Annotated in this window: 15 protein-coding genes; 9 read left to right on the top strand and 6 right to left on the bottom strand. The window is 71.6% G+C overall.

Annotation, left to right across the window (positions count from 1 at the left end; translation table 11 throughout):
- Positions 1-27 precede the first annotated feature (27 nt).
- The gene (locus ACH4YP_RS38790) at positions 28-537 is read right to left on the bottom strand and encodes an FAD-dependent monooxygenase (protein ID WP_398495715.1); all 510 of its coding nucleotides are present in this window, start codon (positions 535-537) and stop codon (positions 28-30) included.
- Between ACH4YP_RS38790 and ACH4YP_RS38785 the strand changes: the two genes are divergently transcribed.
- A complete protein-coding gene (locus tag ACH4YP_RS38785; RefSeq protein ID WP_398495784.1) occupies positions 451-975 on the top strand; it encodes a TetR/AcrR family transcriptional regulator C-terminal ligand-binding domain-containing protein in 525 nt (174 codons plus the stop codon). The two genes, ACH4YP_RS38790 and ACH4YP_RS38785, sit on opposite strands and share 87 nt — an antisense overlap.
- 160 nt (positions 976-1,135) lie before the next feature.
- On the opposite strand, the gene pgm is transcribed toward ACH4YP_RS38785, so the two are convergent.
- From pgm to ACH4YP_RS38770, 3 genes are all read right to left on the bottom strand, one after another.
- Entirely contained in the window at positions 1,136-2,776 is a 1,641-nt protein-coding gene (pgm, locus tag ACH4YP_RS38780; protein ID WP_398495713.1) for a phosphoglucomutase (alpha-D-glucose-1,6-bisphosphate-dependent), read from the bottom strand.
- A gap of 462 nt (positions 2,777-3,238) precedes the next feature.
- Positions 3,239-4,261: a DNA-directed RNA polymerase subunit alpha gene (locus tag ACH4YP_RS38775; RefSeq protein ID WP_200400102.1), complete on the bottom strand. Its 1,023-nt coding sequence runs from the start codon at positions 4,259-4,261 to the stop codon at positions 3,239-3,241.
- Positions 4,262-4,448: 187 nt separating this feature from the next.
- Positions 4,449-5,192, bottom strand: a complete 744-nt coding sequence (locus tag ACH4YP_RS38770; RefSeq protein WP_398495711.1) for a class I SAM-dependent DNA methyltransferase — start codon at positions 5,190-5,192, stop codon at positions 4,449-4,451.
- Positions 5,193-5,483: 291 nt separating this feature from the next.
- On the opposite strand from ACH4YP_RS38770, the gene pqqA reads away from it, so the two are divergent.
- From pqqA to ACH4YP_RS38740, 6 genes are read left to right on the top strand one after another with little or no spacing between them, the layout of a single operon-like run.
- Complete coding sequence (gene pqqA, locus ACH4YP_RS38765) at positions 5,484-5,615, top strand: pyrroloquinoline quinone precursor peptide PqqA (RefSeq protein ID WP_398495782.1); 132 nt, start codon at positions 5,484-5,486, stop codon at positions 5,613-5,615.
- A gap of 10 nt (positions 5,616-5,625) precedes the next feature.
- The gene (pqqB, locus tag ACH4YP_RS38760; protein WP_361064114.1) at positions 5,626-6,516 is read left to right on the top strand and encodes a pyrroloquinoline quinone biosynthesis protein PqqB; all 891 of its coding nucleotides are present in this window, start codon (positions 5,626-5,628) and stop codon (positions 6,514-6,516) included.
- Entirely contained in the window at positions 6,513-7,247 is a 735-nt protein-coding gene (pqqC, locus tag ACH4YP_RS38755; protein WP_361064111.1) for a pyrroloquinoline-quinone synthase PqqC, read from the top strand. The genes pqqB and pqqC overlap by 4 nt, the downstream gene beginning before the upstream one ends.
- Positions 7,244-7,621, top strand: a complete 378-nt coding sequence (gene pqqD, locus ACH4YP_RS38750) for a pyrroloquinoline quinone biosynthesis peptide chaperone PqqD (RefSeq protein WP_398495708.1) — start codon at positions 7,244-7,246, stop codon at positions 7,619-7,621. The genes pqqC and pqqD overlap by 4 nt, the downstream gene beginning before the upstream one ends.
- Positions 7,618-8,748, top strand: coding sequence for a pyrroloquinoline quinone biosynthesis protein PqqE (gene pqqE, locus ACH4YP_RS38745; protein WP_398495706.1), 1,131 nt, complete (start codon positions 7,618-7,620; stop codon positions 8,746-8,748). Before pqqD ends, pqqE begins: the two co-directional genes overlap by 4 nt.
- 40 nt (positions 8,749-8,788) lie before the next feature.
- Complete coding sequence (locus tag ACH4YP_RS38740) at positions 8,789-9,916, top strand: PQQ-dependent sugar dehydrogenase (protein ID WP_398495704.1); 1,128 nt, start codon at positions 8,789-8,791, stop codon at positions 9,914-9,916.
- A gap of 7 nt (positions 9,917-9,923) precedes the next feature.
- On the opposite strand, the gene ACH4YP_RS38735 is transcribed toward ACH4YP_RS38740, so the two are convergent.
- Positions 9,924-10,538 (bottom strand): LuxR C-terminal-related transcriptional regulator, encoded by a 615-nt coding sequence (locus ACH4YP_RS38735; protein WP_398495702.1) that lies wholly within the window; start codon positions 10,536-10,538, stop codon positions 9,924-9,926.
- A gap of 454 nt (positions 10,539-10,992) precedes the next feature.
- Here ACH4YP_RS38735 and ACH4YP_RS38730 point away from each other — a divergent pair, with 454 nt between their 5' ends.
- Positions 10,993-11,934, top strand: coding sequence for a hypothetical protein (locus tag ACH4YP_RS38730; RefSeq protein WP_398495700.1), 942 nt, complete (start codon positions 10,993-10,995; stop codon positions 11,932-11,934).
- Between the two features lie 76 nt (positions 11,935-12,010).
- On the opposite strand, the gene ACH4YP_RS38725 is transcribed toward ACH4YP_RS38730, so the two are convergent.
- Positions 12,011-14,908: a LuxR family transcriptional regulator gene (locus ACH4YP_RS38725; protein WP_361064098.1), complete on the bottom strand. Its 2,898-nt coding sequence runs from the start codon at positions 14,906-14,908 to the stop codon at positions 12,011-12,013.
- 230 nt (positions 14,909-15,138) lie between these two features.
- On the opposite strand from ACH4YP_RS38725, the gene ACH4YP_RS38720 reads away from it, so the two are divergent.
- The gene (locus tag ACH4YP_RS38720) at positions 15,139-18,126 is read left to right on the top strand and encodes an AAA family ATPase (RefSeq protein ID WP_398495698.1); all 2,988 of its coding nucleotides are present in this window, start codon (positions 15,139-15,141) and stop codon (positions 18,124-18,126) included.
- Positions 18,127-18,334 lie beyond the last annotated feature (208 nt).

Here is an 18,334-nt window from a genome sequence, read left to right as displayed (position 1 = left end):
CGGTGCGACCGTGGCCCGGTGCCGCCTTCAGGTGGCGATGGCCTGGAGCCTCGCGTTGCGGGCGTCGATCGCTTCCTGCGTGGAGGGCACGATGAGTTCGCCGCCGTCCGTGACGCTGTTCTGGGCGAACTCGACGTAGGGGCGCTGGCGTCGCTCGTAACGCTCGAACGCCACCCTGTGATCGCCTCCCGCGCCTTCGAGTTCCTCGGCCAGGAAGTGCGCGCCGCTGAGGGCCAGTGAGGTGCCGCGGCCGGAGAGCAGTGCCGCGCAGTGCGCGGCGTCGCCGACCAGGGCGATACGTCCTCGGTGCCAGGTGGCCAGGTGGATCTGGCTGACCGAGTCGAAGTAGAACAGGATGTGACGGCGACCCGAAAGCAGGACACAGACGACGCGCCTCGACCGGTGACCGCGCGGCGGCCAGGGGGCCGCACGGCCCGCACTCGTGCCCGGATCCTGGAGGCCACGCTGCGCCTCGTCGCACGGGACGGCATCGCCGGCCTGCGCTACGAGGAAGTCGCCGAGCTGGCCGGAGTCCACAAGACGAGCGTCTACCGCAACTGGCCCGACCGCGAGGAGCTCGTGACCGCGGCACTGCTCCGGTACTCGGGCTCGGTGGAGCTGGAGGACACCGGGGACCTACGCCACGATCTGGTCGACTACCTGGTGGCGCTGGCCGACCTGTTGTTCACCACGACCGGCCGTGCCATGCAGCGCGCCATCCAGTCGGCGCGGGAGAACCTCGAAGTAGCCCTGCCCGTCAATCGGATCTTCGAGCAGCGTGTGGCCCGCCTCCAGCAGGTCGTGGACCATGCCGTGGCACGCGGTGAACTGCCTCCGGTCGACGGCTACTTCCTCGCCGAGATGCTGACCGGCCCGGTTCACCTGTACGTCAGCCGCGGCCTGCACCCCTTCACCACCGAGGCGGAAAGGGTCACGGACGTGGTCCTGGCCGGACTGCGGCACACAGCCGGGTAGCTTCCGCCGCCGACGGCACTGGCACTACGGCCGGACCGCCACCGAGTACGCCCGCTCCACCAGGCCCGCCCGGAACTGCCCACCGCCTTCCTCGTAGGGCCTGGTCCGGGCTCGTGGCCTTGTCCCGGAGAGCGAGTCGGTCTCCTCGCGGACCCGCCGGTCAGGCGCCCAGCGCCGCCAGCACCACTGACCTGGCCTCCTCCTGGACCTGGCGCAGATGGTCCGGGCCGAGGAAGGACTCCCCGTAGATCTTGTAGACGTCCTCGGTGCCCGAAGGGCGGGCCGCGAACCAGGCGTTGGCGGTGGCGACCTTGATGCCGCCGAGGGCGGCGCCGTTCCCGGGGGCCTCGGTGAGGACCGTGGTGACCGGCTCGCCGGCGAGGGTGTCGGCGGTGACCTGGCGCGGGGACAGCTTGGCGAGCAGGGCCTTGTCCTCGCGGGAGGCCGGGGCGTCGACGCGCGCGTAGGCGGGGGCGCCGAAGCGGTCGGTGAGCCGCGCGTAGTGCTCGGAAGGCGTCTTGCCCGTGACCGCCGTGATCTCGGAGGCGAGCAGGGCCAGGATGATGCCGTCCTTGTCGGTGGTCCACACCGAGCCGTCGCGGCGCAGGAAGGACGCGCCGGCCGACTCCTCGCCGCCGAAGCCGAGCGTTCCGTCGGACAGGCCGTCCACGAACCACTTGAATCCGACCGGGACTTCGACCAGCGGGCGGCCGACGTCCGCCGCGACCCGGTCGATCATGCTGGACGACACCAGGGTCTTGCCGATGCCGGCGCCCGCGGGCCACTGCTCCCGGTGCGAGAAGAGGTACGAGATCGCCACGGCCAGATAGTGGTTGGGGTTCATCAGGCCCCCGTCCGGCGTGACGATGCCGTGCCGGTCGGCGTCCGCGTCGTTGCCGGTGGCGATGTCGAACCGGTCGCGGCGCTCGATGAGCGAGGCCATGGCGTACGGCGAGGAGCAGTCCATGCGAATCTTGCCGTCCCAGTCCAGCGTCATGAAGCGCCAGGTCGGGTCGGTGAGCGGATTGACCACTGTCAGGTCGAGCTCGTGCTGTTCGGCGATCCGGCCCCAGTAGGCGACCGAGGCGCCACCCAGCGGATCGGCGCCGATGCGCACTCCGGCGGACCGGATCGCGTCCAGGTCCAGCACGTTCGGCAGGTCGGCCACATAGGTGCCGAGGAAGTCGTGACGGCCGGTGCCGGGCGCGGCCAGGGCGCGGCTGTAGGGGATGCGCCGTACGTCCTTCAGGCCGCCGGTGATGATCTCGTTGGCGCGGTCCTGGATCCAGGAGGTCGCCTCGGAACCGGCGGGGCCGCCGCTCGGCGGGTTGTACTTGAAGCCGCCGTCGGCGGGCGGGTTGTGCGAGGGGGTGACGACCACGCCGTCGGCGAGGCCGGAGGTGCGTGACCGGTTGTGGGTGAGGATGGCGTGCGAGACGGCCGGGGTGGGCGTGTAGCCGTCGGTCTGGTCGACGAGGACGGTCACATCGTTGGCGGCGAAGACCTCAAGTGCCGTGATCCGGGCGGGTTCCGACAGGGCGTGGGTGTCGGCGCCGAGGAAGAGGGGGCCGTCGGTGCCCTGGGCGGTGCGGTACTCGCAGATGGCCTGGCTGGTGGCCGCGATGTGGTCCTCGTTGAACGCCGCCGCCAGCGACGAGCCGCGGTGCCCCGAGGTGCCGAAGGCCACCCGCTGCCCGGGGTCGGCCGGGTCGGGGTGCAGCGCGTAGTACGCCGTGACCAGGCGGGCCACGTCGATGAGGTCCTCGGGCCCGGCGACCTGCCCTGCTCGCGCGTTCTGCATCTGCCCGCTCCTCCGCAAGAGTCGACCGTTGGGTACGGCCCTCATTCTCCCCTGCCCGGCCCGCGGTGACGCGCACCGGGCTGCCGTGGTGGCATGCGTCCTGCGGGGACGACGACGCAGGTCCGCGACAAGCCTGCCTGAGGGGCTGTGAGAGGTTCCGGTTCGCGTCGTGGAGTACCTCAGGACGCCGCCGGACGGGAGGGAGTCGGTCTTACGTTCTAGGGCGCCCCAAAGGGTTACGCCCGGGTCTTCGACCCGTTCAGCCTCGTCCACCTCGGAACGACCGACGCGGCACTGATGGAGGTCGGCGTCGCGGACAGGGCGGGTGAGGTGCCGGGCGGCTCATCGTGAGTGAGCCGCCAGAGGGCGTCCGCCGCGGCGGACGCCCTCTGGCATGCCGTCTCGTCTTCACCGGCTCCACTGTTTTCCCGGATCCCCCGTGATCCGGTCATGGCGCAGGGCTCAGTACTGCTCGGTCTCCACGAAGCCCGCGTCCGCGTCGTCGTCCGCGCCGAAGGCGTCGGCGGCGGCGGTCGGGTCGAATCCGGGCGGGCTGTCCTTGAGGCCCAGGCCCATGCCGGCGAGCTTCGCCTTGACCTCGTCGATGGACTTCGCACCGAAGTTGCGGATGTCCAGGAGGTCGGCCTCGGAGCGGGCGACGAGCTCGCCCACGGAGTGGACGCCCTCGCGCTTCAGGCAGTTGTACGAACGGACCGTGAGGTCGAGCTCCTCGATCGGCAGCACCAGATCGGCGGCGAGCGCGGCGTCCGTCGGGGACGGGCCCATATCGATGCCCTCGGCGTCGATGTTGAGCTCACGGGCCAGACCGAACAGCTCGACCAGGGTCTTGCCGGCCGACGCCATGGCGTCACGCGGCAGCATGGCCTGCTTGGTCTCGACGTCGACGATCAGCTTGTCGAAGTCGGTGCGCTGCTCGACACGAGTCGCCTCGACCTTGTACGTGACCTTGAGGACCGGCGAGTAGATCGAGTCGACCGGGATGCGCCCGATCTCCTGACCGACCTGCTTGTTCTGCACCGCGGAGACGTAGCCGCGGCCGCGCTCGACGGTCAGCTCCATCTCCAGCTTGCCCTTGCCGTTGAGCGTGGCGAGGACGAGGTCGGGGTTGTGGACCTCGACACCGGCCGGGGGCGCGATGTCGGCGGCGGTGACCAGACCCGGGCCCTGCTTGCGCAGGTACATCACGACCGGCTCGTCGTGCTCCGAGGAGACGACCAGCTGCTTGATGTTGAGGATGAGGTCGGTGACGTCCTCCTTGACGCCCGGCACGGTGGTGAACTCGTGCAGGACACCGTCGATGCGGAGGCTGGTGACAGCAGCGCCGGGGATCGACGAGAGGAGCGTGCGGCGGAGCGAGTTGCCGAGGGTGTAGCCGAAGCCCGGCTCCAGCGGCTCGATCACGAACCGGGAGCGGAACTCGTCGACGACCTCTTCGGTCAGGGACGGACGCTGAGCAATGAGCACGAGGTGTTGCCTCCAGTAGTTTGGCGACCGCTATGTGACGCCGTAGACACCTCGAAGGGTACGGGCGATCCGGGCGTTCCGGTCTCACCGGAGGCCGAACCGCCGTCTCCGACCCGGCGAGGAGGCCTTCCGGCCGCCCTTCCGCCGCCAAGCAGGAATCGCACGCCCTTCGGGAGCGGACTCGATTCTACGGCGACGGTTTGCGCCATACCGAGATGTGCTTCGCGGAGTCCTCGGTGAACGGTTCCCCGGACCAGTCCGCGACCCGCCGTTCCAGTTCGAGCCCCGCGAGCCGGGCCATCAGGTCGAGCTCCGCCGGCCACGCGTACCGGTGCCGTGAACTGCCGCGGCGGTAGCGGCCGTCGTCGCCGTCGCGGGTGAAGTGATGCGAGACGAGGATCTGCTGGACCAGGTCGAAGGTGTCGAAGCCGACATGCCGCTCGGACACGTCGAAGGGCACCGCCACCTGCCCCGGCGGCAGGAATCGCAGCGGCGGCACGCCCAGTTCGATGACGAATCGGCCGCCGGGCGTCAGATGACGTGCGGCGTTGCGGAAGCACTCGACCTGCTCGTCCTGCGTGAGCAGGTTCGTGATGGTGTTGTAGACGAGGTAGACCAGCGTGAACCCGCCGGGCACCCCGGTCGTGGCCATGTCCCCGATGGTGACCGGGAGCGTGTCCTCGTCGATCTTGCGACGCAGGACCGCCGCCATGTGTTCGGACAGCTCGATGCCCGCCACCGGCACGCCGCGTTCCCGGAGTGGGACGCCCACCCGTCCCGTTCCGATCGCGAACTCCAGCGCCCGGCCGTCTCCGGCGAGATCGGCGAGGAAGGCGAGAGCCGGTCCCAGAGAGGCGGCCGAGGACGTCTCGCTCTCCTCGGCGTCGTAGCGGTCGGCGGTCGCACGGGTCCACAGCTCACTGCTAGTCACGGCCGGTCACTCTGCCGGGCGGGGGAGCCGGTGTCGAAGCATTTTCCTTCGATTCGGACCGGATCGATTCGGACCGGATCGATCGAGATCGGGCCGGATCTGATTCGGTTCTGTTCGAGTGATTGACCGTGTTCCGTCAGATGGTGATGCTGGACCAGAAGACTGAACGCGAAGCACTCTTATGAACGCCGTGTCCAGTCTGTCCAGGTACACCAGTAGTGATCTGTTCGATCCTGAACCCCACGCAGGAAGGCAGGAACAGACATGCAGGAGATCCAGGAACTTCAGGAGATCCGCAGGACGCAGGAGACGCAGGACCGGTCAGGAGCCACCGTCACCGGTGGAACGGGCTGGCAGTCACCCGAGTACGAGGTCGTCGACACCGCGCTCGAAGTGACGGCGTACGCACTGGTCACGCGGTAATCCCGCCGCTGTGCTGCTGCAGGTGCTCGGCACCGCGGCGGGCGGCGGGCTGCCCCAGTGGAACTGCGCGTGTCCCGGCTGTGCCGGGGCACGCGCCCATCCGGAGCGCCGCCGCCGTCACGCGTCCCTCGCCGTGCGAGCGGACGCCGGTCGCTGGTACGTCGTCAACGCCACCCCCGACCTCGGGGACCAGATCGAGGACACCCCCGCGCTGCACCCCGGTCCCGGCGCCCGGCAGACACCGGTCGCGGGCGTCGTCCTCACCGACGCCGAACTCGACCACACCCTCGGCGTCGCGCGGCTGCGCGAGGCGGACGGCGTGGAACTGATCGCCACCGCCCCGGTGCGCGAGGCACTGCTCACCGGACCGCGCCTCGGAGCCGTGCTCGGACCGTACACAGAGCTGCACTGGCGGGAGTTGGGCACGGCCCCGCTGCCACTCGGCCCGGAACTGGAGGCCGTCGCCGTGCCTGTCGCCGCCAAACGCCCCCGGTACGCGGCGGGAACGGGCGACGACGACCCGCGCTGGGTGGTCGCCCTCGTGCTCCGCGAACCGGCCACGGGGAAGACCCTCGTCTACGGCCCCGCCCTCGCCGCCTGGCCCCAGGCGCTGCAGGAAGCCGCCGAGGCCGCCGACTGCGTCATCGTCGACGGGACCTTCTGGGACGAGGACGAGCCTGTGCGCACCGGGATCTCCACCAGGACCGCGACCGGCATGGGACATCTGCCGATCGACGGCTCGGCCGGCACCGCGCACCGGATGACCGGGCTGCGCGCCCGCTGTCTCTACACGCATCTCAACAACACCAACCCCCTGACCGACCCGGACGACGACCGGCACAAACAACTGGCCGACCGGGGACTAGAGGTCGCCGCCGACGGAATGGTCATCGAGCTGTGACGACAACACCAGTACGGGACACGACCGCCCAGGAACGGCAGAACCCCTGGAGCCGCCCGGAGTTCGAGGAGCGCCTGCGCGACATCGCCACCACCCGCTACCACGACCGCCACACCTTCAACGTACGGATGCACGAAGGTGCTCTGACCCCGGCCGAGCTGCGCCGTTGGATCGCCAACCGCTTCCACTACCAGCGGCACATCCCCGTCAAGGACGCCCTGATCCTCGCCAAGTTCGAGGACCCGGCCCTGCGCCGCATGTGGCTGCGCAGGATCGTCGACCACGACGGCGTACGGGAGGGGGAGGGCGGCATCGAGCGCTGGCTGCGGCTCGGCGAGGCGGCCGGGCTCGACCGGGAACGGCTGTGGTCGGCCGAGGACGTACTGCCCGGGGTGCGGCTGGCGGTCGACGGATACGTCAACTTCTGCCGGCTCAGGTCCCCGCTGGAGGCCGTCGCCGCGTCCCTCACCGAGTTGTCCGCGCCCGGAATCATGCGCACTCGCATCGCCGCCTTCGAACACCACTACCCGTGGATCGAGGCCGAGGGGCTCACCTACTTCCGTACCCGCGTCGAGCAGGGCAGCCGGGACAGTGCCGAGGCGCTCGCACTCGTCGAACGGTGGGCGCTCACCCGCGAGGAACAGGAACGGGCGGTCGCCGCACTCGCCTTCAAGTGCGAGGTGCTGTGGTCGCTGCTCGACGCCGTGGACGGGGCGGGGGAGCGGCCGTGAAGTCTCTGAGGGAGGCACCTCCCGGTGGCCGCGTCTCGGCCGCGAACAAGGACGTGAACAAGGACGTGAACAAGGACGTGAGCACGGGCGTCGGTGCCGTCGCGGACGCCGGGGACTGGCGTCCCGCGCTGAGCCGGTCCGTCATGCTCCGGTACGACCGGGTGCGCGGCACCGACCTGTTGCTCATGCCGGAACGGGTGGTCGTGCTGCGGGGCGGCGCGGGTGCCGTCCTGAGGCTCTGCGACGGCCGGCGCGAAGTCGCGGCGATCGTCGCAGAGTTGGCCGAGCGCTTTCCCGGCGCGTCCGGCGCGTCCGTCGCCACGGAGGTTCCGGAGTTCCTCGGGCGGCTGCGCGAGGAGGGCTGGATTCGATGATCGGAACCTCCGCCGCGTCCATCGCCCCGCCCTGGGCGCTGCTCGCGGAACTCACGCACGGCTGCCCGCTGCACTGCGCCTACTGTTCCAACCCCTTGGAGCTGATCAGCAGATCCGCCGAACTCCGTACCGACGAATGGGCCGACGTGATGCGCCAGGCCGGGGAGCTCGGAGTCGTCCACACCCACCTCTCCGGCGGTGAACCGCTGCTGCGGCGCGACCTGCCCGAGATCGTCGGGGCGGCCGACTCGGCGGGCATCTACACCCAGCTGGTCACCAGCGGCGTCGGCCTGACCCGGGAGCGGCTGACCGCCCTCACCGACCGCGGGCTGCGCAGTGTCCAACTCTCCGTGCAGCACGCCGAATCCGACGCCTCCGACCGGATCGCCGGGACCCGCTCCTTCGCCGCCAAGCGGAAGGCGGCGGCCCTGGTCCGGGAGGCGGGACTGCCGTTGGGCCTGAACGTCGTCCTCCACCGGGACAACCTGGACGCGATCGGCGCCCTCCTCGATCTGGCGCTGGACTGGGGCGCCGAGCGGATCGAGCTGGCGAACACCCAGTTCTACGGCTGGGCGCTGGTCAACCGGGACCAACTGCTGCCCGGCCGCGAGCAGATCGACCGGGCGCGGACCGTCGTCGAGGCCCGGCGGGAGCAACTCGCCGGACGGGTGGACGTGGTGTGGGTGGTGCCCGACTACGTCGAAGGAATCGCCAAGCCCTGTATGGGCGGCTGGGGTGCCGTCTCGATGACCGTGGCCCCCGACGGCACGGTACTGCCCTGCCCGGCCGCCGCCACCCTGCCGGGGCTCGACGCCCCGAACGTCAAAGACCGTTCCCTGGAGTGGACTTGGCGCCACTCGCCCGCGTTCCACCGCTACCGGGGCACCGACTGGATGCCCGCACCCTGCAGCTCCTGCCCCGAGCGGGAAACCGATCTCGGCGGCTGCCGCTGCCAGGCGTACGCGCTCACCGGTGACGCCTCCCGCACCGATCCCGCCTGCCGACTGGCCCCCGACCACGGTCTGGTACGGACGCTCGTCGACGCGCCCGTATCGCGTACCGCCCTGCCGACCGTCCCCCGTTCCCATCCACCGCGCGGCGCCCCGCAGGGCCCTCGGAGGGTGTGACCCACCAACAGATCCCTTCCAACCCCCACTTGGAGGACCGATGCGAACGACCAGCAAGCGCACGATTCGTAGAGCGCTGACCACGGGCGCGGCCCTGTCCCTGACCGGGCTGTTGCTCACGGGAGTCCCCGGACTCGAAACCGCGCGGGCCGACACCGCCGACTCCGACGCCGCCGCGGCACCCGAGGGCGTACCGACAGGCGTCACCCCCATCACCACGGGGCTGACCGTTCCCTGGGGCGTCGGCTGGCTGCCCGACGGCTCCCACTCCCTGGTCACCGAGCGCGACGACTTCCGGGTCTGGAAGGTCACCCCCGACGGCGCCAAGACCCAGGTCGGGACCGTGCCCAACAGCCAGACCACCAACGGCGAGGGCGGACTCATGGGAGTGGCCGTCGACCCCGGCTGGGCCACCAACCGCTACGTGTACTTCATGCACACCGCCGCCGAAGGCAACCGCATCGCCCGCATGACGTACAACGGCACGTCGCTCAGCGGCTACACGGTGATCCTCCAGGGCATCAGCAAGTCCCGGTACCACAACGGCGGACGGCTCGCCTTCGGCCCCGACGGCTATCTGTACGCCACGACCGGCGACGCCCAGAACTCCGCCCTCGCCCAGGACCGCAACTCCCTCAACGGCAAGATCCTGCGCCTGACCACCTCCGGGCAGCCGGCCCCCGGCAATCCCTTCGGGAACTACGTCTACAGTCTCGGCCACCGCAATCCGCAGGGACTCGCCTTCGACCGCAACGGGCGGCTGTGGGAGGCCGAGTTCGGCAACAGCCGGTTCGACGAACTGAACCTGATCAAGCCCGGCGCCAACTACGGCTGGCCCACCTGCGAGGGCACCTGTTCGACCGCCGGGATGACCAACCCGAAGAAGACCTGGACCACCGGCGAGGCCTCGCCCAGCGCCATCGCCATCGCCGACAACGTCGTCTACATGGCCGCGCTGCGCGGCGAACGCCTCTGGCGCGTCCCCATCGACGGCGACACCGAGAACGTGGGCACGGCGACGGCGTACTACGTCGGTACGTACGGCCGGCTCCGTACGGTGGCCAAGGTGCCCGGGCGCGAACAGCTGTGGCTGACGACCACCAACGCCGACGCCAACGGAGGCGAGCCGGACGGCGCGGACCGAGTCCTGCGGGTGACCCTGGGCTGACGGCTGTTCAGATCAGTCCGGTCCGTATGGCGTAGGAGACGGCGTGGGCGCGGTTGCGTGTCCCCATGCGCTTCATCGCGCCGTACAGGATGTACCTCACCATGCGTTCGGAGTAGGAGAGTTCCGTCGCGATCTCGTCGCACTGCTTTCCTTCGGCGATCAGGCGCAGCACGTCCACCTCACGAGAGCTCAGTTCGGAGACGGCAGGGCCCCGGGCGGCGACGAGGTCCTGCTCCGTCCGCTCGGGGTGCCGCTCCGGCCACGTAGGAGCGCCCTCGGGCGAAGGCGCACTCTCGTCGCCGCCGGCCACCGCGCGTACGGAGCGGGCGAAGACGTCCGGGCTGCAGAAGTCCCACCACACGACGGCCCGGACGCCCCGCCGCTGCGCCGCCGACACGTCGGCCTGCCACTGTTTGCCCACCACCACGAGAAACCGTGCGTCGGGCTTGTCGCACAGGTCGGGGAGCAGGTTCAGGGCGGAGGTGTCGGCGACGTCCACGGCGACCACGATCGCGTCGGCTTCCCTGATCCTGTCCGGCGGCAGTTCGTGCAGGCGCGGGTCCCTTGCCACGAAGCTGGTCAGTCCGGCGTGGATCAAGGGGGCGGGTGCGTGAATCGCCACGCGCACTGGCTCGATGAGTACTTGCCGAGGCATGCGCCCCTTCAACTCCCGACTGAAATCGTCCATCAGGTTCAGGACGCCGATGCTGCCACCCGCGCGGACCGAACATCCGTGCCACGCGCCTGCCGTCCTCCAAGCGAGGGAAATCTGGCGCGAGCGGCGGACGAGGCGTTACATGCCCGCGATCCGAGTACCCGTCAGTAGGTCCCTGCCCGGTTGCCGCCGGCCGTTCTCGGTGCGAAAGTCCGCGGCCATCTCAGGAGGAAGGCCGTGCAAACTCCCTGTACGGATCGGCAATGTTCATGGTTTCCGCTATCACCGCGGGCGCGGGGCGCACAACGATGGTGCCGGCGCGCGAAGCGCTCCCTGACGTTCTCCGCGTGCCGGGCGGCCTGAGCCGGCCGCGGAGCCTTTCTCATTTCTGGCAACTTCTAAGAAAGACAAGGGTGGCCGCATGATCGCGTCCATTGTCCTGTCCGTGGTGGGCGGCCTGGTGCTGCTCGGCGTCGCCGCCGTACTCATCCTGGGTAGCGGCAACTCCACCTTCGGACAGGCCCGTACCGCGAGGTCGCGCGCGGACCGGAAGGCACTCGAAACGGTCGCCCTGGGCCTGCGGGCCGTGGCGGAGGGGTGCGCGCACAGCACCCGCCCACTGCCCGACGTGCACGCCGTCATCCACTCGGGACAGCGACTGACGTTACGGCTCGCGGGCGCCGACGAGTCCGCGCCCGCGCCATGGACCGCGGACGTCTCCGGCAAGGAGTGGTCGGTGGTACCGACGAGTCTGCGCGGGACCGACAAGGGCGGCACCGGGGCCACGCATCCGTACTCCCTGACCGTCACCCTCGGCCTCCACCGGGGAGACAGGGTCATGGTCGACCTCTCTCGGCTGCCCGGGGCGATCGCCCTGACCGGTGACGACAACGATGTCCTGGACCTGGCACAGGCCATCATCCGCGAACTCGTCTCGGGACCGGTCGGGACCCTCGCCACGGTCGTCCTGGTGGGTACGGCGGCGACCCCCTCGGTGACCGACGGGCTGGGCCGGAGCTCGGCCCGCCTGTACACCGCGGCCACCCGTACCGAGGCACTGACCCGCGGAGGCGGCAAGTCGTCCGGAACCGCCCCGGCCTCGCCGGCCTTCCGGACCCTGCACATGCACAGGGACAGCGGCGCGGCGACCCAGCGGAACCACGCCCGCCGCCTCTTCGTGGTGACCGCGGCCCAGTTCCGCAACGAGAGATGGGGGGACAGCCCGTTGCGCGGAACGGACGCGCTTCTGGTGCTGGGCTACATCCCCGACGCGGACTGGCACATCAAGGTGAATCCCGACGGCTCCCTGGACACCGGCCGTGTCGGTCTGCCCGTCGACACCCACACCGCCCGCCTCTCCTGACCCGCTGGTCCAGCAGGGCTCCCGGGCGCGGTGGAGACGGCCTTCCTGCCACCCGCCGGGCACGGAACACGCCACGTCACCGCCGGCCCGGGGGCGTCGCCCGGCCCGGGTCGGGGAACGATCCCCCGGCCGTACCGGGCACGCCGTCCGGCGCCAGGTCGCGGCCCGCGAGCCTGCCGTCCAGCCAGGCCGCCGCCAGCTCCGCCCGGGAGCGGCAGCCGGTGCGCTGGAACAACTGCGTCAGCCGCCGCTCCACGGTCTTCTCGCTGCGCGCGAGCAGTGCCGCGATCTGCCGGTTGGTTGCCCCGTCGCTGACCATGGTGGTCAGCCTGACGTCCTCCGCGCTCAACTCCGCCTTGGCGGGACGCAGCTTCGGCAGTACCGCGCTCCGCCGCGCCACACGGCCGAGTGTCGTACGGATGGCGCGCCCGATTCCCAACGCCTGTGCGGTACGCGAGGCCTCGGCCAGCCGCTGTTCGGAGTCGTCGCCGATCTCCGCCAGACTCAGACGGCAGAGCAGGCCCAGGTACACATCGCCTCGTCGGTGGACCGACCGGAGGGCGGCCAGCGCGCCGTCCACGTCGCCGTGCACCAGGCCCCGGCCGAAGAGCACCGCCTCGCTCGTCATGGGGGAGCCCACCTCCTCGTGCAGCGCCTCCAGTTCGTCCAGCGCCTCGCGCATGGCCCCGGGCATGCCCTCCAGCAGGGAGTAGGTCAGATACCGCAGCAGCACCTTCTCGACGCCCGCGAGCAGGCCGCTCCGGCGGGCCCGTCGTACGTCCGCGCGGGCTCCCTCCAGTGCCTCCTCCACCTGCCCCGACCAGTACCGCACGCTGAGCCTCACCCAGGCGACGAGCGGGTGGGCCACGGCGCTGGGAATCAGCTCCACCCACGCCCGGGCGTGCCCCAACTCGCCGCGTGCGCAGTGGATCTCGGCTGCCAGCGCCCGGGCCGGCTGGGCGGCGGCGGCCGCCGTCCCACGGGTCCGGCTGCGAGCCTCGATCCGGCGGGCGGCTGCCAGGGCCTGGTCCCAGTCCCCCTCCAAGTAGTCGCGCAGCATGGCGTGGTAGAGCGCGGCGGTGCTGTTCCCGGCCCCCGTGCAACGGTCACCGAGCACGGCGGCCATGGCGTCGGACAGGTCCGCGTGCGAGGCCGCGTTCCGCAACCGGTCCAGGGTCTGCGTGTCGTGCACGTTGCTCGTGCCGTTCGCGTCGGGCGGCAGGACGCGGAGTGCGTCCAGCAGGTCGGCGCTGCTGCCCGCGGCGGCGGCCAGCAGCCGCAGTTCCGCGGGCGAGGGCACCGGCCCGGACCCGGGCCGACGGTCGGCGGCCGGCCCATGGTCCACCGCGTCGCCCGGCCGCCGCGTCGCTCCGGCGAGCCCGTACGGACCGGCCAGTGCGGCCAGTCCGGCCACGGCGGGCGCACGCTCCAGAACCTCGCGGCTGCGCGGACCCGCGTCATGGACGTACGGCAACCGGTGCTCGTACAGCGCCGCCAGCGCCCACACCCCGGCGACGTACCCCAGCACGTCACGGTCTCGCTCGGCGCCCGGCACCTCCAGACAGGCGACCAGCGGTTCGCCCAGCGCCAGTGCACCGGGGTGGTCGGCGTGGCGCAGGCTCAGTTCGGCGGACTCGCGCAGTACGCCGGGCGTCCGGCGGTCGTGCGGTGCCAGGCGCCCGAGCGCCGAGGCGTAGGCGCGAACGGATCGGGGCCAGTCCGACCTGGCGTCGGTACGCGCCGCCGCCAGCAGCACCTCCACCGCGAGGGCGTCGTCCAACTCGGCCCCGGCGGCCGTCACATGCTCGGCCAGGCGGGGATAGCCGCCTCCCGCGGTCTGCGCGCCCAGCCGGTCGGTCAACGACCGGGTGATCAGGGCGTGCAGCGACGACACGTGCTGACGGGTGGGCAGAGCGCGCAGCGCCGCCGCGAGAGCCGGAACGGCGAACCCGATCCGGCCGTGCTCGTCCACGGTCAGCGTCCCGTCCCTGACCAGCGGGGTCAGCGTACGGTCGATGACGCCGGCCCGTGACGGGCCGCCCGGCTTCAGCCGGTGCAGATCGTCGAGCCGTATCTCGGTGTGCTCCAGGATGCGGGCCACCGCGGCCCTCGCGTCCAGACCGACGGCGTCCGGTGGGGTGCTCGACAGGCAGAGCCGGCTCAGCCGCGCCACCTCCGGGGTGAGCCGCAGTGCTCCCTCCGGTTCGGTCAGGCACACATGGCCGTCGAGTTCCAGGAAGTCGCCGCGCTCATCCATCGAGTCGAGCACCGACAGGACGGCCTCGGGGACGCCCGCCAAGGGGCCCAGCGCGCGCAGCACCGCCGTCACCAGCGCCGGTTCGACCGGCCGGCCGAGCCGCCGCACGACCAGCGCCTCGACGTCGGCGGGCCGCAGCGGCCGCAGTTCGAGCAGCCGGTCGACCGCCGCCGTCAGCTGGGAGACGCCGCCGTCCCCCGGGTGCACCGGCCGACCGGCCATCACCATCGGCACACCGGCCGGGCGGAAGACGCGCAACAGCAGGCCGAGAGCGGACGCCGTCGCCGACGGCATCCGCTCCACGTCGTCGACCACCACCGCGAACGGGATACGGGAGGCCGCCTCCGCGAGGATCTCGCTCAGGACGGACAACAGCGTCAACTCGCCGTCCTGGCCGGTGGTCTGCAACCGGATCCGGCGTACGGCACTGGTGCGGGCGGGGCTCTGACGGTCGTGGATCCTGGTGAGCACGTGATGGACGCCATCGGCCAGGGCGGTCGCACCGGGCGCGCTCTCGCCCTCGGGCCAGCGCAGGCGCAGGACCCGGGCACCCCCTTCGACCGCCGCTCGCCGGGCTCGTTCGACGACAGCGGTCTTGCCTGTCCCGGCTCCGCCGACGACCAGCAGGGTGCGCGCCGAGGGACCGGTGGACAGCAGCGTCTCCGTCACCTCGCGGATCTCGCCGTCCCTGCCGATGACCGGCCCGTACTCCCGCACGCCCACCCCTCCTGATCCGATGTTCCGCGGGTGAACTTCCGGCAGGAGCAGGGGAGTTCGCGGGCCCGGTGCTCCCGGAGCCCGCTGCCCGACATGTATGACCATACGGAGACGACCATAATGGCCGGCACCGGTCGAGGGCCCGGACGTACGGCCGGACGGAGACGCCCGGCGCACCGGGTCCGTCGCCGTCCACCTGGCACATGTAGTCGAAGAGAGCACGGTGGACCATGACTTCTCCGTCCGGAAACCCCTGGCTGGTCCATGGCGGTACGGCCGCGAGTCTGGACCGCACGAGCGACTGCCTGGTCGGCCGCGAGCGGGAGCTGGACGAGGCCCTCGGCCACCTGAGGGATCCGGGCGGGCCGCGCCTGGTGCTCGTCCGGGGTGAACGAGGAGCCGGGCGCACCGTGTTCGTGCACGCGGTCGGCGAACGGCTTCGGGCGGAAGGAACGGCCGTGCTCACGGTGGACTGCGTTCCGGGCGACGGCGCGCGGCCGCTCCTGCTGGCGCTGCGGCTGGTCATGGCGCTGGAGCGGCACCGTTCCGTCCCGGCACACCAGAGACCGGCAAAACCGGCCGCCGAAGCCCTGCGGGCGGCCGAGTCGCAGGACGGCACGGCCATGGCCGTCGCGCTGCGCACCGCTCTGGCGCGGTCCGGGCCCGTGGTCGTGGTGATGGACGACGTCCAGGACGCCGACGCGGCCTCGCTGGCCGTGCTCCGCGGGACCGACTTCGCGCGGGTGCCGTCCGGTGTCCGGCTGCTGGCCTCGGCGGTGGGGCGTGGCGGGCGGAGCGCGGGCGGCGCGAGCGCGGGAACCTCCCGGGCCCGGACGGCTGCCGCTGTCGAGGAGGGGCGGACGTCACGGCACCCCCGTGCCGGGGGACCGTTGGAGCAACTGACGGATGCCGGGTGGGCGCGTCCGATCCTGCTGTCCCGTCTCGGGCCGGACGGCACAACTGCCCTCGTGGCACGGCGATTACGGGCGACACCCGACACCGGTATGGCCCGGCGGGTGTGGGAGCTGACATGCGGAGTCCCCGCGGCCGTCGACGCCCTGCTCGCCGGGTGGACGCGGCAGCGGGCGGTCAGGGTGGCCGACAACCACGCCTTCGTCGGTGCGCGAACACCGACACCGGTACTGCGGGACAACGACCGGTTCATGAGAGCGCTGGACGCGCTGAGCGAGCCGTCTCGCGCGGTGGCCGGGGCCCTGAGCATCCTGTGGCCGCTCGGCGGGCGGGCCGCGGAGCTGATCGCGACATCGACCGGGCTCTCTGGCAACGTTGTCGGGGACGAGATCCGCCGACTGGTCGACGCGGAGATCGTCGAAGAGCTGCCCGGTCCTGACGGCGTCGCGGCACGAGGATGGACGCTCGGCATTCCGCTGACGGCACATGCCGTCCGGGAGCGGCTGGGGCCGCTGGAACGCGGCCGGCTGTCCGCCGCCGCGGTGGAGGCACTGTGGGCGGACCGGGACGCGGCGGGCACCAGGTACGCGGACGGACCACCGGTGGTGGCCCTGCTCGGCGGGGCGGACGCGGTGGCCTACCTGGCGGACCGGATCGCGGAGGCCGGGCTCCTCATCGACCGCGACCGGGCGGTCACCGACCTGACGGCCGCCGCCAAAGCGCTGCAATCCGACCCCGAGGGCAGGGGAGTGCTCCGGTGGTGCCGTGCCGCCGGCAACCTCGTCGAGCGGCCCGTCGACCGTGTCCCGGCCCTGCTGCGGTACATCAAGGCCGCCTACCACGCGGGGGACTACCTGGCCGCGCGGACCATCGCCGAGTCGATTCTGCGCAACCTGGCGGATGTACTCAGTCCGCTCGCGCTGCAGGACACCGCCAACGTCCTCACGGCGGCGACGGCCAACGACAAGGACTGGCGTGCGCTGTCCCGGCTGGCCACGACGCGGTGGTGGGACGAACTGCGGCTGCCCGACCTCGTCACCGTGACCGGCCGGGCACTGGCCCTGTGCGGGCTGGAACGGTGGCGGGAAGCACGGGATCTGCTGGCGCGGACGGAACCGGTATGGAACACCGACGTCCGCGCCGGTGTGAAGCCCGCCTACTTCCGCGCCGTGGCCGAACTGGTGCTGGGCCGCCCGGAGCGGTTCAGACAGGCACTGGCCCTGACGGAGGCGTCGTACATCGGCGCCGACCACGTCTACGCGTTGGCCACCGCCATGTTCGACGAACTGCTCAGCGGCTACGACCTGCACGCGGCGGAAGCTCTGCTGGCCGCACAGGGCCTGACGTCCGACGTGCTGCCCCCGCGCAGCCAGTTCCTCCGGCACCACCTCAGGGGCCGGTGGGACGAGGCACTGGAACCGGCCCGGTGGATGCTCGCGAACAACCAGATCCACACGCCCGCGGCGGACGGCTTTCTGATCCCCGCGCGGACCGCGGCCATCCTCCTCGCCCGTGGCCGAACCACCAGCGCCCGCCGCCTCATCGACAGCGTGCGCCGCCGGGAGGAGGGCTCGCTGGAGTTCTCACTGGACGTCTGCGAGGCAGAGGTGCTGCGGGTCCTCGGCGATCCGGCCGGGGCCGAGGAGACACTGCGCCGCGGCCTGGCCGCTGCGGACGCCCATGGACGCGTCGCCGGTATCGACGAACTGTGGGCCTCCCTCGCCGAGTTGCTCGCGGAGGCGGGACGCACCGGTGAGGCGGTGACCTGTGTGGAACGACTGGAACGGATCTCCGACCGGATGGGCAGCGGCAGGACACGTCTCAGGTACCTGCTCGCGTCGGCCCGGGTCCTGCGGCAGGACAGCCCCGACCACTCCCGGAAGAACCTGCGGGAAGCGGTGGACCTGGCCCGCTCGCGCAGCCAGCCGTTCGAGACGGCGGTGACCTTCGTCGCCGCGGCCGACGGGGGCGCGGGTCCGCCCGCGCTGCTGCACGAGGCCTACGAACTGTTCGGGGAGAGCGGCGCCGCGCTGCCGCGCTTCCACACCAGGGCCGCCATGCGAGAGGCCGGAATCACCGTCCCCGGGCGCAAGCGGGCCTCCACCGAGAACGAGCAGCTGCTCGCGACCCTGATCGCCGAAGGGCTGGCCAACCGTCAGATCGCCACGGTGCTGCGGCTCAGCGAGGACGCGGTCGCCAACCGCCTGTCCAGGCTGTTCGCACGCACCGGGCTGCGGTCCCGCACGGAAGTGGTCACGGCTGTACTCACCGGCGACCATGTCCGCCGGTTCGCCGGGGAAACGTAGGTTCCTGACGGCCGCTGTCCCACGGCCGTGACACCTGCTTTCCCACGGCCGTGGCGACCGCTGCCTCGCCGTCCGCCCATTGCCGGAACGGACGGGCGGCGAATCCCCAGCCGTGGTCCCTCAGTTCCTCGTCCAGGACGTCGAACAGCTCGTCGGCGGTGGCCGCTTCCAGCGCGTCGTCCTGCGCGGCCGGAGCGGACGCCTCGGA

This window comes from Streptomyces sp. NPDC020747 (assembly GCF_044334695.1).
Taxonomy (GTDB): Bacteria; Actinomycetota; Actinomycetes; order Streptomycetales; family Streptomycetaceae; genus Streptomyces.
Note: the sequence above shows the minus strand (reverse complement) of the source record. Positions and strands in the feature narration are given on the sequence as shown.